The organism is Streptomyces sp. NPDC059008 (assembly GCF_042749045.1).
In the GTDB taxonomy this organism is placed as follows: Bacteria; Actinomycetota; Actinomycetes; order Streptomycetales; family Streptomycetaceae; genus Streptomyces.
This window is the reverse complement of record NZ_JBHYJC010000005.1, coordinates 149,869-165,515: the sequence shown is the minus strand read 5'-3', so window position 1 is coordinate 165,515 and position 15,647 is coordinate 149,869. Positions and strand designations below refer to the sequence as shown.

The following is a 15,647-nucleotide window of genomic DNA, read 5'->3' as shown; positions in this document are numbered from 1 at the left end:
GAGATGTCCCAGAACCGTGTGAAGGCCCTCGTCGCCGGAGCCGGCATAGGCGGGCTCAGCTGCGCCGTCGCGCTGCGGCGGGCCGGCCTCGACGTGGAGGTGTTCGAACGGGCCGGCGAGCTGCGCGCCGCCGGATCCGGACTGTCGGTGATGAGCAACGCCATCGCCGCGCTCGCCACCCTCGACATCGATCTCGGACTCGCCAAGCGCGGCCGGGTCGTCGAGTCGTTCACCATCCTGGACCACCGCGGCGAGCTCATCAGGGACCTGCCGTTCAAGGAGGTCTGCGACAAGTTGGGCGTGCCCAGCGTCTGCCTGAGCCGCTCGGACCTGCAGGAGGCCCTGCTCGACCAGATGGCGGACCCGATCCGCCTCGGCGCAGCGGTCACCGGTTTCGACGCCGACGACACCGGCGTCACGGTCCGGCTGGAGGACGGGCGCGAGGTACGCGGCGACATCCTCATCGGCGCCGACGGCTTCCAGTCGGCCGTCCGCCGGCAACTCGTGGGACCGGGGGAGGACTCCCAGGACAGCGGTTACGTCTGCTGGCTGGGCATCGTCCCCTTCCAGCACCCCACCATGGCCCCGGGCGCCGTGCACCACTACTGGGGCAGCGGACAGCGCTTCGGCCTCATCGACATCGGCCACGGCCGCTACTACTGGTGGGGCACGAAGGAGATGCCCGCCTCCGAGTCCCACGACTGGAACGGCACCAAGGACGACATCACCCTGGCCTTCGCGGACTGGGCCGAAGAGGTCCGGGCGGTGATCGACGCCACCCCGCGCGAGGACATCCTCGCCGTGCCCTCCCGCGACCGCGCCTTCCTGGAGCGGTGGGGAGCGGGCCGGGTCACCCTGCTCGGCGACGCGGCCCACCCCATGCTGACCACGCTGGGGCAGGGCTCGTGCATGGCAATCGAGGACGCCGTCGTCCTGGCGCACACCCTCGCCGAGCCGGGCGCCGCCGCGGACCTGCCGGGCGCCCTGCGCAGGTACGAGGACCGGCGGCGCGATCGCACCCGGATGATGGTCGACGCCTCCCGCTCGCTGAGCGACTTCGAACAGGCGGCCACCCCCGCCGAACGGCAGGCCCGTGACGACTACTTCCGGCTGACCTCCCGCGAGGAACTCGCCCGCCGGAACGAGGAGGCCATGACCTTCGCCGGCGTCTAGCCGACCGGACCGCCTCGTGCGGCGGCGCCCGCCCGGACCCGCCACGGGTCCGGGCGGCGCCGTCTCCGGCCCCCGCCCCATGGCGCCGGTTGCCGGCGTCCCCCGCACGACCGGTCCCGGGCAGGGATGCCGTACGGCGCCCCGGGGCACATATCTTCTCCCCACCGACGCCAGATCCCGTCCACGCCGGACGCCCGCCGACGTCTCCGAGGAGCACGCCATGAACAAGCCATCGACCGGTCCCGGTGGCCCGGAGGAACTCCAGCGGCGACTGGGCCTCTTCGACGCGGTGGTGATCGGCCTGGGGGCGATGATCGGCGCCGGGATCTTCGCCGCCCTGGCACCGGCGGCGCAGGCGGCCGGGTCGGGGTTGCTGCTCGCGCTCGCCGTGGCCGCGGTGGTCGCGTACTGCAACGCCACCTCCTCGGCGCGGCTGGCGGCGCGGTACCCGGCGTCCGGCGGCACCTACGTCTACGGCCGCGAACGGCTGGGGGACTTCTGGGGGTATCTGGCCGGGTGGGCGTTCGTGGTCGGCAAGACCGCCTCCTGCGCGGCGATGGCACTGACCGTCGGCTCCTACGTATGGCCGTCCCAGGCGCACGCGGTCGCGGTGGCCGCCGTGGTGGCGCTGACCGCCGTCAACTACGCCGGGGTGCAGAAGTCCGCCTGGCTCACCCGCGCCATCGTCGCCGTCGTGCTGGCCGTGCTCGCCGCGGTGGTGTGCACCGCCCTCACCTCCGGCGCCGCGGACCCCGGCCGGCTGGACATCGGCGGCGACACCACGCTCGGCGGGCTGTTGCAGGCGGCGGGCCTGCTGTTCTTCGCGTTCGCCGGATACGCGCGGATCGCCACCCTCGGCGAGGAGGTGCGCGACCCGGCCCGCACCATTCCCCGCGCCGTGCCCCTCGCCCTTTGCCTCACGCTGATCGTCTACGCCGCCGTCGCGGTGGCGGCGCTGACCGTACTGGGGAGCCAGGGGCTGGCGGCGGCCCCCGCCCCGCTCGCCGACACGGTCCGCGCCGCGGGCCTGCCCGGCCTGGCTCCGGTGGTCCGCGCCGGTGCCGCGGTCGCCGCGCTCGGCTCGCTGCTGGCGCTGATCCTGGGCGTCTCGCGCACCACCCTGGCGATGGCCCGGGACCACCACCTCCCCTCCGCCCTGGCCGCCGTCCACCCGCGGTACAAGGTGCCGCACCGCGCCGAACTGGCCGTCGGCGCGGTCGTGGCGGCCCTCGCCGCGACGGCGGACGTGCGCGGGGCGATCGGGTTCTCCTCCTTCGGGGTGCTGGCCTACTACGCCGTCGCCAACGCCAGCGCCTGGACCCTCGACCCGGACCGGGGACGTCTCCGGCGCGTGGTGCCGGTGCTCGGGCTGGCGGGCTGTCTGGTTCTGGCCTTCGCCCTGCCGCTGTCCTCCGTGGTCTTCGGGGCCGCGGTCCTGGCCGTCGGCGCGCTCGCCTACGTCCTGCGCCGCAAGGCCACCCACTAACGCTCGGGGGAGTGGGCAACACCACTGCCGGAGAGCCGACGTTCGGGTGCGGTAGGTGTGATAACCGTCTCAGCCCGTACCGCGAGTAGCGGGGTGACCGTGACTGGTGATCAATTCTGGTTACACTGTTACCAGTTGAGTACACCGGAGAGCGGCGATTCTCCTTGTATTCAACCAATGGTTTTGTTATCGCCTTGAGTGGGTCAGGTAGGCCCGACACCGTCGTCACCGCCGTGCCGCCTCCCACGCGCCTTGCAGTTCCCCACGATTGAGGATGTTGATGGTTCGCACTGCGTCGTCACCCGGAGGATCTCATTCCGGCTCGGTTGCGGCGTGGTCGGCACCCGCTGTCGTGGCGGCCGCGGCGACGGTGGTCACCGCGGTGCTGGTGCCGCCCGCGGCCACCTGGGCGGTGATCTGGTGCGGGGTGGTCGCCACGGCGGCCGTTGCCGTCCTCTCGGCGGCGGTGGCACGCCGCGGCCGGGCCCTGACCGAGCTGCGCGCCACGGCACTTGAGCGGGAGTCGCTCCTCGCCCAGCACCTGCGGCAGCAGGAGGCGGCGACGATCCGGCTGGCCGAGCAGCAGCTCCCGGTGGCCGTCAGCAGACTCCAGGAAGGCGAGTTCGCCGAGGACGTACTGCTGTCCCTCACCGTCGAGGACAACGGCCTCAGCCCGCAGTTCCGCGCGGCGCACGAGGCGCTGCTGCGCTCGGTGGTGGAGGCGGTGCAGGCCGAGGAGTCCATGCGCGACTCCGCCCAGCGCGGTGTGGTCAACGTCGCCCGCCGCGTCCAGGCCATCGTCCACCAGCAGGCGACGGACCTGCGCGCGATGGAGGACCGGCACGGCCAGGAGCCGGCGTTCTTCGCCGACCTGCTCAGGCTCGACCACGGCACGGCCCTGATCGGCCGCCTGGCCGACAGCATCGCCGTCCTCAGTGGCGCCCGGCCCGGACGCCAGTGGAGCAAGCCGGTACCGCTCTACAGCGTGCTGCGCGGCGCGATGTCCCGGATCCTGGACTACCAGCGCGTCGAACTGCACTCCGTCGCCGAAGTCGCCGTCGTCGGCCCGGCCGTCGAGCCGCTCATCCACGCGCTGGCCGAGCTGCTGGACAACGCCACCCGGTACTCGCCGCCCAAGACCCGCGTCCATCTGACGGCGGTGGAAGTGCACATGGGCATCGCCATCGAGATCGAGGACGGCGGCATCGGCCTCAGCGAGGAGGCCCGCGCCCGGGCCGAGCGGATGCTGACCGAGGCACGGGCCGGGATCGACCTCAAGGACCTCGGCGAGTCGCCGCGGCTGGGCCTCGCGGTCGTCGGCCGCCTGGCGCGGGCCTACGACTTCCAGGTGTCGCTGCCGCCCTCCGCCTACGGGGGAGTGCGCGCCGTACTGACCGTCCCGAAGGCGTCCATCACCACCGCGCCCGCACCGGGCAGGGCGCACGGCATCGGCGCCTCCTCCGGTCCGCGTACGGCACCGTCCCGCGGTTCGGCCCAGCCCGCCGCGGCGGCGCCCCAGCAGACACCGAGCACACTTCCCGCGCCCCGGTCCATCACGGAGGTCCCCGGCGCAGTCGCGGCGGCCGCCCCCCTGGACCGTGCCGAGGAGCAACCCACCGGGACCGAGGTGACGGCCAGCGGCCTGCCGCAGCGGCGTCGGCGCTCTCCGAACCCTGCCCGCAGGACGGCCTCCGCCCGGCCGGGCCCGGCGGCGACGGCGCACGAGGAGCCGGCGCCCGGCGTCTGGATGGCCGAGCTGCGCAGTGGCCTCGCCGGCGAACGGCCGACGTCGGCACCCGCCCGGACCAGCAACGACACGTCAGACAAGGGTGAGTAACCGATGTATCAGCGCGCGGACATGGACTGGATGCTCAAGGACCTCGCGGAGAGCGTCCCCCAGACCCGCCATATCGTGGTGCTGTCGTCGGACGGCCTGTGCATGGCCCGGTACGACACGTCCCCGGACACCGCCGACCGCCTCGCCGCCATCGGTTCGGGACTGCAGAGCCTCTCCGTGGCGGTGGCCTCCGAATTCCCGCACAGTGACGGCCGGATGAGAATGGTCGTCATCGAGGTCAGCGGCGGCTTCATGTACCTGATGGCCGCCGGTGCCGGTGCGCACCTGGCGGTGCTCGCCGACGAGGGCGTGGACGCGGGGCTCGTCGGACAGTGCATGCGCGACCTGGTGGCCCGTATAGGCGCCCATCTCACCAGCCCGCCGCGCACCGACGGGCGGACGGCGTGAGCGAATCCGGTCGGGACTGGGCCCAGGGCGGTCCTGAGCGGTTGTACGTGATCACCGGGGGTCGGACCGGAAGTGAGGAACAGGCCGAGCTCGACCTCGTCACACTGATCGTCGCCCTGGAGGAGTCGCAGCCGGGTATGCAGCCCGAGCACGCCGCGATCCTCCGGGTCTGCCGGTCGCCGCTGTCCGTGGCCGAGATCTCCGCGCATTTAGCGCTGCCGGCCAGTGTGGTCGGCGTGCTCCTCACCGACCTCCTGACCGACGGGCGGGTGGAGGCCCGTGCACCGGTCTCCAAACTCCCCGACATAGCACTGATTGAGGCGGTTATCGATGGTCTCCAGAAGCTCTGACAGCGTCACGGAGCCTCGGCGCGAGGACCAGCTGCCGTCGTCGGCCTCCGCGGCGGTCAAGATCGTGGTCGTGGGCGGCTTCGGCGTCGGCAAGACCACCCTGGTCCGCTCGGTGAGCGAGATCAGGCCGCTGACGACCGAAGAGACGATGACGGAGGCCAGCACCGACGTCGACGACGTCTCGGGCGTGGAGCGCAAGACCGCGACCACCGTGGCCATGGACTTCGGCCGGATCAGCCTCAACGAGGAGCTGGTGCTCTACCTGTTCGGCACGCCCGGCCAGCAGCGGTTCTGGTTCCTGTGGAACGGCCTGTTCGAAGGAGCGCTCGGCGCCGTCGTCCTGGTCGACACCCGGCGTCTCGAAGTCAGCTTCGACGTGATCGGCCGCCTGGAAGAGGCCGAAGTGCCCTTCGTGATCGCCGTCAACGCCTTCCCCGACGCGAACTCCTACGACACCGAGGAGCTGCGCGGTGCGCTGGACCTGCCGGATCAGGTGCCGATCGTGGTGTGTGACGCCCGCCAGCGGTCGTCGAGCCGGGACGTCCTGATCACACTGATGCGCTACCTGCGCTCCTCCGCCCAGACTTCGGAGCCCAATTGACCGCCGCCGACTTCCCCGCGCACGCCCCCGCCGCTCACCTCGCGCCGCCGCCGGGCTGCCCGGCGCACGGCCGTGCGCCCGAGACCCTGTACCGGCTGCACGACGCCGACGTCCAGGCCGACCTCGCGGGCGTGCAGGAGACCTTGCGCGCCGAGTACGGCCCGGTCGCACCGGTACTCGTCCACGGCGACCTCCCGGCCTGGCTGGTCCTCGGACACCGCGAGAACCTGGAGATCCTGCGGACCCCGAGCGTCTTCTCCCGCGACTCCCGCCACTGGCGGGACATGGCCGAGGGAAGGGTGCCGCCCCACCACCCGCTGGCACCGATCACGACCTGGCAGCCCCTGTGCGTCTTCGTCGACGGTGAGGAGCACAAGCGGCTCCGCGGCGCCGTCACCGACAGCCTCGGGCGCTTCGAGTCCCGCGGCATAAGGCGCCATGTCACCCGCTTCACCGACCAGCTGGTCGACCGGTTCGCCGCGACGGGACAGGCCGACCTGGTGGGCCAGTTCGCCGCCGAACTCCCGCTGCTCGTCATGACCCAGCTGTTCGGCATGCCGGACGAGCACGGACCGAGTCTGGCGGCCGCCGTCCAGGACGTGCTCAACGGCACCCAGACCGCCGTGGCCAGCAACGACTTCATCACCCGCACCCTTCAGCAGCTCGTCGAACGCAAGCGCGCCAACCCCGGCCACGACTTCCCGTCCAAGCTGATCGAGCACTCCGCGGGCCTCAGCGACGACGAGATCCGCGAACATCTGCGGCTCATCCTCACCGCGGCGAACGAGACCACCGTCAACCTCATCGCGAACGCGCTGCGCATGGTGCTCACCGACCCGCGCTTCCGCGCGCATCTCACCGGCGGCCACATGACGCTGCCCGATGCGCTGGAGCAGGTCATGTGGGACGAGCCGCCGATGATGACGCTGCTGGGGCGCTGGGCGACCAGTGACACCCGGCTGGGCGAACAGTCCATCAGGGCCGGGGACATGCTGCTGCTCGGCCTGCGGGCGGCGAACGCGGACCCCGCGATCCGCCCCGACCTGTCCGCACCGGTGCACGGCAACCGGTCGCACCTCGCCTTCAGCAGCGGTCCGCACGAATGCCCGGGCCAGCACATCGGCAGGGCCATCGCCGACACCGCCGTCGACACCCTGCTCACCCGCCTGCCCGACCTCCGACTGGCCGTACCCGAGACCGAACTGGAGTGGTCCACCTCGCTGATGTACCGCCACCTCGTCGCGCTGCCGGTGCAGTTCACACCGAGCCGCCGGTAGCCCCGAGAGTCGCCTTCCCCGAGCCCCGTGAGCGGGCCCTCGTCAGCCATCCACCCCGGATGCGGAACGAGGCCCGCCCCCGGGGCATTTGGCGTGTTCCGGCAAGTGGGGAACTGGTCAAGGGTGAGCTTGATTACGCCATGGCTTGACGGCAATCCTGTCTTAAAGTGATGCCGATGTGGGAAGTGATGCCGCGGAGCACAGATGGGGCGTAAGAGCAAGACGGCTCGCCGAGGCTCCCGTAGAGGAAGGCGTCACGTGCCCTGGCAGGACGAAGAGCACCTGGACCAAGTCTGCGGGCATCCCCCGATGTTGCCCCCGAGCTCATTTCACGCGTTACGGGCGGCGGATGCGGAGCTGCGCGCCGCCGGCCCCCTGCGCCGGCCCCGAAAGTGTCGCGCGAGAGCGAGCTGACCCCGTCCACGGCCCGGCAACACGGGCCGCGCCGTTCGTCCCCGGGTGGAACACCGCCCAACGGCCGGCGGAACCCGTCCGCCCGCGCAGCCCTCCGGCGCACCGCACACCCCGCCCCCGGCGCTCCGCCGCCGCCCGCGTCACCCCCATTCCCCCGTGTGGAGCTTTGATGAACACCAGCACGCCCGTCGCCGCCACCCGGCACCGCTCCCAGGCCCCCTCGCCGGGCGCCTCCCTGCCCGTCCTCCTGGCCCGCCGGACGGCTCTGACCCCCAAGAGCCCCGCCGTCAGGGACGGTGACCGGACCTATGCGTACCGCGAGTTGGACGACTGGTCGCAGTCCATATCAAGGGCCCTGTACGACCTCGGCATACGCAGAGGCGACGCCGTCGCCGTCCTGGGCGTCCGCTCATGGGAGGCGACGGTCACCATGGCCGGCATCCTGAAGGCGGGCGCGGTATGCGTCCCCGTGGACGCCCAGTACCCCTCGGCCCGTTCGGCACAGATGCTCACGGACGCCCGCGCACGGCTGGCCGTCGTCCTCCCCGGGCACGCCTCCGCGGTGCCGGCGGACGGCGGCCCGGTCGAGTGGGTCGACTTCGACACCCTGATGGACACCCGCCCCGGCCCGTTGGGCGACAGCCCGACCGCCGTCGAGCGCGCTCCCGACGACAGCGCGTACATCCTGTTCACCTCCGGCACCACCGGACGCCCCAAGCCGGTGGTGTTCCCGCACCGCGCCGTGGCCCGGCTCGCGGCCGGGGCGAACCCCTGGTGCGCCGGCCCGGGCAAGCGCGTGCTGCAGACCTTCGGCCTCTCCTTCGACGGCGCCCTCTTCGAGACCTGGGCCACCCTGGTCAACGGGGGCTGCCTCGTCGTGGCCGAAAGGGACGTACTGCTGGACACGGACCGGCTGCGGTCCCTGATCCGTACGGAAGACATCACCCACGCGTTCCTGACCACCAGCCTGTTCCACCACACGGTGCGCACCCGCCCCGCGATCTTCGCCTCCCTGGACATGGTGCTGATCGGCGGTGAGGCGATGAACCCCGACCTGACGGCGGCGGTGTGCGAGGCCGGGCGCCCCCGCCACCTCATCAACGGCTACGGGCCGACCGAGGGCGGCATCATGGCCACGGCGTACGACGTCGACCACGTGGCGCCCGGTACGTCCGCCATCCCGATAGGCCGCCCGGTGGCCGGCAGCAGCTGCCATCTGCTGCGCGCCGACGGGACGTGGGCCGGCCCCGGCGAACAGGGGGAGATCTGCATCGGCGGCCAGGGCCTGGCCCTGGAGTACCTCGACCGGCCGGCCGAGACCGCCCGCGCCTTCGTCACCCGGGAAACCCCCTCGGGGGAGACGCTCCGCCTCTACCGCAGCGGCGACCTGGGACGCCGCCACCCGGACGGCACGCTCGAATTCCTGGGCCGGGCCGACCGGCAGGTCAAGATCCGCGGTTTCCGCGTCGAACTGGAGCCGGTGGAGGCCCTGCTGCGCGGGCACCCCGAGGTCGCCGAGGCCGCGGTGCTGGTCAGCGACCACGACGGGATAGGCAAGGGGCTCACCGCCTTCGTCACCCCGGCGCGCCCCGACTGCCTCCCGGACCCGGCGGCACTGCGCGCCCACCTCGCGGCCCAGCTGCCCCCGCACGCGCTCCCCACCCCCATCACCCCGTTGGAGCGCCTCCCCCTCACGGCCAACGGGAAGATCGACTACCCGGCACTGCGCACCGCCGCGGCGTCGGGCACCGCCCCGGACGGAACCGGCGAGGGCACCACCCACCACAGCGGCGACGCCGTCGCGGACATCTGGGCCGAGGTGCTCGGCACACCGGTGTCCGACACCACCGACTTCTTCGCCGCCGGCGGCAACTCGCTGCTGGCCGCCCACACGGTCACCCGCACCCTCGCCCGGCTCGGTCTGCCCGCGGAGCGCTTCACGCCGCTGCTGCAGGGCCTGCTCGCCGACCCCGACCTCGCGGCGTTCCGCTCGGCGACCCGCTGCCCGTCCGCCCCCCAGGGCGACTGCGCGGAGCCGGACTACGAGGCCGAAGCCCTGCTGGACCCCCTCCCGCCCGCCACCGCCGGCCCCGCGCCCACGCCGACCCGGGCCCGGCACATCCTGCTCACCGGGGCCACCGGATTCGTCGGCGCGTTCCTGCTCGAACGGCTGCTGAGGGACACCGACGCCACCGTCCACTGCCCCGTGCGCGCGGCGGACGAACCGCAGGCGGCGCGGCGGATACACGAGGCGATGGCGCGCTACGGCGTCCGGCCCACCGACCCCGGACGCATCCGCCCGATACCCGCCGACCTGGCCCGTCCCGCACTGGGGCTGGCCGCCGCCACCTTCGACCGGCTCGCGGACACCGTCGACCTGGTGGTGCACAACGCGGCACACGTCAACTTCCTCTACCCCTACCGCCGGCTGCGGGGGGCCAACGTGGAGGCCGTCCGCACCCTCGTCCAGCTGGCGGGCCCGCGACGCGTCCCCCTCCACTACGTCTCCACCACGGCCGTGCTCGCCGGAAGCGGCGTCGGCGGCGTACGGCACGTCGACGAGGCCACCCCGCTCAGCCACCCCGAACTGCTCAGCATGGGCTACCCCGAGACCAAGTGGGTGGCCGAGCGGATGCTCGGCCACGCCGCCGGTGCCGGTCTGCCGGTCACCATCCACCGCCCCTACGAGATCACCGGTCACAGCCGCACCGGCGCCTGGAACACCACCAGCGCCATCTGCGCCGTCTTCGACGCCATCGTGGAGATGGGGGTGGCGCCCGCGGTGCCGCTCCCGCTCGACCTGGTGCCGGTGGACGCGGTCACCGACGCCATCGTCGGCATCGCCACCCGGCTCCCGCACCTCGGCGGCGTCGTCCATCTGACCAACCCCCGACCGGGGTCCCTCAGCGACATGGTCGACCGGATGCGCTCCGCCGGGCACCGCATCGACGACGTGAGTTACAAGGAGTGGACCGACGCGCTCGTCGCCCACGTCCACGCCCGACCCACCGCGCCCGTGGCCCCGTTCACCCCGCTCTTCCTCACCCCGGCCAAGCAGGCCGGCTTCAGCGTCAAGGAGATGTACCTCGACACCGTCTTCCCCGAAGTGCGGCGCACCCGCACCGACGAGGTGTGGCCCTCGTGGACCGCGTCCTGCCCGCCCGTGGACGACGCGCTGCTGGACCACTACCTCACCTCCCTCAAGCGCGACGGCCTCCTCGGGGGCCGCGGCTGAGGTGCCCGCTCCCGGGACCGGCGCGCTCCGGTGGAGGCGTCCGGTCCCGGTCCGGCTCATGCCGTGACGACGTCCCGCAGCGGTCTGCCCGCCAGATGGCCCGTCACGTTCTCCACGGCGGCCAGCGCGATGCGGACCAGCGTCTCGCGGGTGACCCCCGCGACATGCGGGGAGAGGACCACGTTCGGGGCCTTGAGCAGGCGCAGGGCCGCGGTGGGCGGCTCGGGGTCGAAGACGTCGAGCCCGGCGCCGGCCAGCGCGCCGGCCGTGAGCGCGTCGGCGAGGGCGTCCTGGTCGATCAGAGCGCCGCGCGCGGTGTTGACGACGAACGCGGTGGGCTTGAGCAGGGCGAGGCGTTCGGCGTCCAGGAGGTGGCGGGTCGCCTCGGTGAGCGGGGCGTGCAGGGTGACGTAGTCCGACGTGCGCAGCAGTTCGTCCAGGCCCAGATGGCGGGCGCCGCCGAGCCGGGCCTCGGTCTCCGGGGCGGCGCGCCTGGGGCCGGTGTAGACGACGGTCATGTCGAACGCGACGGCCCGGCGCGCCACTTCCTCACCGATGTGGCCGAGGCCGACGATGCCCAGGGTCTTGCCGGACAGCTCGGTCAGGGACCGCTGCAGCCGCGGCAGCGCCCAGTCGGCCTCGACCAGGGCCGTGTGGGCCGGTACGAGTTGTTTGGCGAGGGCGAGCATGAGGGCGAAGGTCTGCTCGGCCACGTTCTGCTTCTCCGCGCCGCTGGAACCGATGGTGCAGACCGGGACGCCCCGGTCGCGGGCGGCGGCCAGATCGACGTAGTCGAAGCCGTGGCTGGCGCACTGGACGAGCTCCAGGTCCGGTGCGGCGGCGAGGTGTTCGGCGGTGACCGGGCCCAGCCCGGTGATGATGATGTGGGCCGCGCGCAGCGCCGCGGGGTCCTCGTCCGTCGTCTCGACGACGGTGACGCGGGCCCGGCCGGGGAAGACCTCGGCGAGCGCGGCACCGGCGGCGCGTCCGCCCACATGCGGCGAGATGACGGCGAGGACGTTCTTCAGGGCCGTGGCGGGCGTGGGCTCGGCGGTCATCGGGCATCCTCGGTGAGATCGTCGGCGGACGGTGTGGTGGGGCGGGAGTGGCCGGACAGGGCCAGGGTCAGGTCGAACTCGGCGAGCAGGCAGCGGATGACGTGCTCGACGCCCGCCTGGCCGTCCAGCCCCAGTCCGTACGCGTACGGGCGCCCCACCAGCACCGAACGCGCGCCGAGCGCGAGCGCCTTGAAGATGTCGTCGCCGGTGCGGATGCCACTGTCGAACAGGACGGTGAGCCGGTCGCCGGCCGCCTCGACGACCCGGGGCAGCGCGTCCGCGGCCGCGACGGAGCCCGCCACCTGGCGCCCTCCGTGGTTGGAGACGACCACTCCGTCCACGCCGGCCTCGGCGGCCCGCCGCGCGTCATCCGGGTGCAGGACGCCCTTGAGCACGATCGGCCCGTCCCAGTTCTCCCGCAGGAACGCCAGGTCCGGCCAGGTCTTGGCGGGGTCGGCGAACATCCCCACGAAGTGCCGCACGGCCGCCTGCGGATCCTCGTGCACCGGCTTGGCCAGGCCCGCCCGGAACGCCGGGTCGCTGAAGTAGTTGGCGGTCCCCACGCCGTGCAGGAACGGCAGGTACGCCCGGTCCAGGTCGCGCGGACGCCAGCCGAGGAGCGGAGTGTCGAGCGTGACGAACAGCGCGGTGTAGCCGGCCGCTTCGGCCCTGGCCAGAAAGCTCGCGGTGACCTCGCGGTCCTTCGCCCAGTACAGCTGGAACCACCGTTCGCCGTCGCCCATCGCCCCGGCGACCTCCTCCATGGGAGTGCTGGAGGCGGAGGAGAGGATGTAGGGCACCCCCTGCGCCGCGGCGGCCCGTGCGGCCGCGGACTCGGCCTCCGGGTGCATGATCGACAGCACGCCCACGGGCGCGAGGGCGAGCGGCGCCGGCAGCGACCGGCCCAGCACCTCCACGGACAGGTCGCGTTGCTGCACATCGCGCAGGACGCGCGGCACGATCCGCCGGCGGTCCAGTGCGGCACGGTTGGCGGCCGCGGTGCTGCCGTTGCCCGCGCTGCCCGCCACATATCCGACCGGGCCGGGGCCCAGGCGCTGCTCGGTGAGCTCCTCCAGCCGGGTCAGATCCGTCGGCAGCCGGGGAACGGAGCCGGTCATGCCCTGGAGATAGATCTCGTACTGGAAGTCCGCCCAGTGCTTCGCCATCCGTACGTTCCGCCTCTCTTCGCTGAGCACGCGTGTTCCCCCGAGATCCTGGCGAGGACGCTGCGATCCGTCCACCGCGCGGAGCACCGCACCTGGAGGCGGCCAAGGAGAACGCCACCCCGCGACGAGGGGACGCGCGCGGCCCCTACGCCCGGTCGCGGGAGAGCGTCGGAAGCCGCAGCCGCTGCGCGATGTCGTCGTCGAAGTCCGCGCAGAACGCGCCGAGGAGGTCTTCGAGGTGCTCCATGGAGCGGGCGGCGTACAGGACGGGCTGGTAGCCGGAGATGCGGTACGCGGTGCCGGCCGCGGCGCGGATGTCCAGCTCGCGTACCTCCCGGCTGTCGTGAGCGGCGATCTCGCCGTACGACGACAACAGGGCCGCGCCGAAGGCCTTGGGCGTGCCGGACTCCGTGATCAGCCCGTATTCGAGGGTGAACCAGTACACCCGGCTGAGGACGTCGAGGGCCTCCTCGGTGCGGACGTGGTTGGCCGCCTCGCCGATGAGGCGGTAGAGGTGGGCGACGCGCGGGTCCGACAGATGGATGCCGTGGCCGAACACGTCGTGCAGCACGTCGGGTTCGGGGGTGTAGAGCGGGACGGCGGGGTGCCGGACGAACTGCACGGCGTGGAAGTAGCCGTACTCCATCGCTCCCAGAAACCGCTCGTTGGGCACCACCCCGCCGGCCAGCGTGAAGGCGAAGCCGGTGCGGGCCGTGAGACGGGCACTGACCTCCGCGTGCTGCGGAATCCGCGCGGCGGGGATGGCCGCGTCCTCGCCGGCGTCGAGCACCGTGCGGCACGCGTGGGCGCGGTGCGCGGGGCCGAGCGCCTCGTGCACCACCCGCCAGGTGCGGTGCTCCGCCTCGGTGTAGTCGACGGACGCGTAGGGCGCGCCGACGCGGTGTCCGTCGGCCGGGGCGGCCAGTGCGGCGCGGCGCCGCAGATAGGCCGGGTCGCGGCGGCCGGGGTGCTGGGACGGGCCGCCCAGCCGGCCGTCGGCGGAAACGGGGGTGTGACTCCGCGCCGTACTCATGACGATGACATCTCGGCGGCCTGTGCAGAGCGCTCGGCGGTCAGGGGACCGCCGCTTCCGGCGCGCGGGCCCGGCCGGCCGACGCCAGGCCTCGATCAAGTTTCCCACGAGCGGTCGAAGGGTGCATCCGTGAGAGAACAGGCAAGGCGGTGAGAACGTGAAATATGGCCGGAAAGGAACGTTCCGGAAGGCTCCGTGAGTGAACGTCGTTCAGAGATCCAACTCATGCCTCACTTTTGTATCGTTATTGCCTCGATTCTTGACGATGAGGCGGAGGGTGACGTTCACTTCAGCCGTTCTGGGCCGGGTCAGGCGGCCCCATGGGAGGTACCGAAAAAATGAATGCAATAATGCGGCGTGCCCTCACCGGTGCAGTGGCCCTTTCGCTGGCGGCGCCCTTGGCGGCCTGCGGGAAGGAACAGCAGGACGCCGGAGCCGGCAAGGATGCCATTGGTCTGCTCCTCCCGGAGAACAAAGCGGACCGCTACGAGAAGTTCGACCGCCGCATCATTACGTCCCGGATTGCCTCGCTCTGCCTTGAATGCAAGGTGGAATACGGGAATGCCGAGCAGCAGGTCGACACGCAGAAGAGACAGTTCGACGCCCTGGTGAAGAAGGGCGTCAAGGTCATCATTCTGGACCCGGTCGACTCCCAGGCGGTCAAGGGCTGGGTGAACTCCGCGGCCAAGAAGGGCGTCCAGGTCATCGCGTACGACCGGCTCGCCGAGGGTGATGTCGCTGCTTACGTGTCCTACGACAACGAGAAGATCGGCCAGCTCCAGGGCAAGGGCATGCTGACCGCTCTCGGCTCGGGGGCGTCCTCCGCCGATGTCGTCATGATGAACGGCTCGCCGACCGACCCGAACGCGCCGGCCTACAAGAAGGGCGTCCATTCCGTCCTCGACGGCAAGATCCACAAGATCGTCTTCGAGAAGGACATCCCCGACTGGTCCGCCGCGACGGCCAAGCAGAAGATGACCGACGTCATCAACGCACATGGCGCACAGGGATTTGACGCCGTTTACTCGGCCAATGACGGTATGGCGGGCGGTATCGCCGCGGCGCTCAAGTCGGCCGGCGTCAAGGGTGTTCCGGTCGGCGGTCAGGACGCCGAACTCCCCGCGCTCCAGCGGCTGGTAGCCGGCACCCAGTACTTCACCATTTACAAGGACGTCCGGCCGGAGGCCGAAACCGCCGCAGAAATTGCGTTCCGTCTGCTGCGCGGCAAGAGCATCAACTCCCTGACGACCACCACGGCCGGCAACAGCACCAAGTCCGGTATCCCGGCCCGGCTGTTCGACGCGAGGATCGTCACCAGGAAGAACCTCAAGGACACCGTCGTCCGCGACGGCGTCGTCCGGACCGACCTGCTCTGCGCCGATCTCGCCGACGCGTGCAAGTCGCTGGGCATGGAGTGACCACCCGGTTAGCCGGCCTTCCGGAGACCGCCCTCCGGTACGGCACGGTCATCACCCGGTGCCGGACCACGGCGGACACCCGACGGCCACCTCCGCGCAGGACAGCGGAGGTGGCCGTCCGGCGTTCGGCCCCCGGCGTTCGGCCCCGCCCCGGACGGCCCGGCGTTCGACCACCCCGCCCCGGATGCGCC

Annotated in this window: 12 protein-coding genes; 9 read left to right on the top strand and 3 right to left on the bottom strand. The window is 72.2% G+C overall.

The window, feature by feature from the left end; genetic code table 11:
• The first annotated feature begins 3 nt into the window (after window positions 1-3).
• The 8 genes from ACFWZH_RS09910 (at window position 4) to ACFWZH_RS09875 (ending at window position 10,781) form a co-directional block, all read left to right on the top strand.
• Entirely contained in the window at window positions 4-1,173 is a 1,170-nt protein-coding gene (locus ACFWZH_RS09910) for an FAD-dependent monooxygenase (protein ID WP_384427584.1), read from the top strand.
• Between the two features lie 220 nt (window positions 1,174-1,393).
• A complete protein-coding gene (locus ACFWZH_RS09905; RefSeq protein ID WP_384427582.1) occupies window positions 1,394-2,659 on the top strand; it encodes an APC family permease in 1,266 nt (421 codons plus the stop codon).
• Window positions 2,660-2,939: 280 nt separating this feature from the next.
• Window positions 2,940-4,496, top strand: a complete 1,557-nt coding sequence (locus ACFWZH_RS09900) for a sensor histidine kinase (protein WP_384427580.1) — start codon at window positions 2,940-2,942, stop codon at window positions 4,494-4,496.
• 3 nt (window positions 4,497-4,499) lie between these two features.
• Entirely contained in the window at window positions 4,500-4,904 is a 405-nt protein-coding gene (locus ACFWZH_RS09895) for a roadblock/LC7 domain-containing protein (RefSeq protein ID WP_384427578.1), read from the top strand.
• A complete protein-coding gene (locus ACFWZH_RS09890) occupies window positions 4,901-5,254 on the top strand; it encodes a DUF742 domain-containing protein (protein WP_384427576.1) in 354 nt (117 codons plus the stop codon). The genes ACFWZH_RS09895 and ACFWZH_RS09890 overlap by 4 nt, the downstream gene beginning before the upstream one ends.
• Window positions 5,235-5,855 (top strand): ATP/GTP-binding protein, encoded by a 621-nt coding sequence (locus ACFWZH_RS09885; protein WP_384427574.1) that lies wholly within the window; start codon window positions 5,235-5,237, stop codon window positions 5,853-5,855. Before ACFWZH_RS09890 ends, ACFWZH_RS09885 begins: the two co-directional genes overlap by 20 nt.
• Entirely contained in the window at window positions 5,852-7,132 is a 1,281-nt protein-coding gene (locus tag ACFWZH_RS09880) for a cytochrome P450 (protein ID WP_384427572.1), read from the top strand. The genes ACFWZH_RS09885 and ACFWZH_RS09880 overlap by 4 nt, the downstream gene beginning before the upstream one ends.
• 583 nt (window positions 7,133-7,715) lie before the next feature.
• Window positions 7,716-10,781 carry an amino acid adenylation domain-containing protein gene (locus tag ACFWZH_RS09875; protein WP_384427570.1) on the top strand — a complete coding sequence of 1,022 codons (3,066 nt, stop codon included), beginning with the start codon at window positions 7,716-7,718 and terminating at the stop codon, window positions 10,779-10,781.
• Between the two features lie 56 nt (window positions 10,782-10,837).
• Here the strand turns inward: ACFWZH_RS09875 and ACFWZH_RS09870 are convergent, their stop codons facing one another.
• The 3 genes from ACFWZH_RS09870 to ACFWZH_RS09860 all read right to left on the bottom strand — a co-directional run bounded on the left by ACFWZH_RS09870 (window position 10,838) and on the right by ACFWZH_RS09860 (window position 14,038).
• Entirely contained in the window at window positions 10,838-11,839 is a 1,002-nt protein-coding gene (locus ACFWZH_RS09870; RefSeq protein ID WP_384427568.1) for a 2-hydroxyacid dehydrogenase, read from the bottom strand.
• Window positions 11,836-13,005, bottom strand: coding sequence for a lactate 2-monooxygenase (locus ACFWZH_RS09865; RefSeq protein ID WP_384427566.1), 1,170 nt, complete (start codon window positions 13,003-13,005; stop codon window positions 11,836-11,838). The genes ACFWZH_RS09870 and ACFWZH_RS09865 overlap by 4 nt, the downstream gene beginning before the upstream one ends.
• A 145-nt stretch (window positions 13,006-13,150) precedes the next feature.
• Window positions 13,151-14,038, bottom strand: coding sequence for a phenylalanine 4-monooxygenase (locus ACFWZH_RS09860; RefSeq protein WP_384427564.1), 888 nt, complete (start codon window positions 14,036-14,038; stop codon window positions 13,151-13,153).
• Between the two features lie 338 nt (window positions 14,039-14,376).
• Here ACFWZH_RS09860 and ACFWZH_RS09855 point away from each other — a divergent pair, with 338 nt between their 5' ends.
• Window positions 14,377-15,456 carry a sugar ABC transporter substrate-binding protein gene (locus ACFWZH_RS09855; RefSeq protein WP_384427738.1) on the top strand — a complete coding sequence of 360 codons (1,080 nt, stop codon included), beginning with the start codon at window positions 14,377-14,379 and terminating at the stop codon, window positions 15,454-15,456.
• Window positions 15,457-15,647 lie beyond the last annotated feature (191 nt).

Excerpts from the sequence above, each read along its gene's own strand:
- ACFWZH_RS09910 (WP_384427584.1), top strand. The coding sequence starts at position 4 with ATGTCCCAGAACCGTGTGAAGGCCCTCGTCGCCGGAGCCGGCATAGGC.
- ACFWZH_RS09905 (WP_384427582.1), top strand. The coding sequence starts at position 1,394 with ATGAACAAGCCATCGACCGGTCCCGGTGGCCCGGAGGAACTCCAGCGG.
- ACFWZH_RS09900 (WP_384427580.1), top strand. The coding sequence starts at position 2,940 with ATGGTTCGCACTGCGTCGTCACCCGGAGGATCTCATTCCGGCTCGGTT.
- ACFWZH_RS09895 (WP_384427578.1), top strand. The coding sequence starts at position 4,500 with ATGTATCAGCGCGCGGACATGGACTGGATGCTCAAGGACCTCGCGGAG.
- ACFWZH_RS09885 (WP_384427574.1), top strand. The coding sequence starts at position 5,235 with ATGGTCTCCAGAAGCTCTGACAGCGTCACGGAGCCTCGGCGCGAGGAC.
- ACFWZH_RS09875 (WP_384427570.1), top strand. The coding sequence starts at position 7,716 with ATGAACACCAGCACGCCCGTCGCCGCCACCCGGCACCGCTCCCAGGCC.
- ACFWZH_RS09870 (WP_384427568.1), bottom strand. The coding sequence starts at position 11,839 with ATGACCGCCGAGCCCACGCCCGCCACGGCCCTGAAGAACGTCCTCGCC.
- ACFWZH_RS09865 (WP_384427566.1), bottom strand. The coding sequence starts at position 13,005 with ATGGCGAAGCACTGGGCGGACTTCCAGTACGAGATCTATCTCCAGGGC.
- ACFWZH_RS09860 (WP_384427564.1), bottom strand. The coding sequence starts at position 14,038 with ATGAGTACGGCGCGGAGTCACACCCCCGTTTCCGCCGACGGCCGGCTG.
- ACFWZH_RS09855 (WP_384427738.1), top strand. The coding sequence starts at position 14,377 with ATGAATGCAATAATGCGGCGTGCCCTCACCGGTGCAGTGGCCCTTTCG.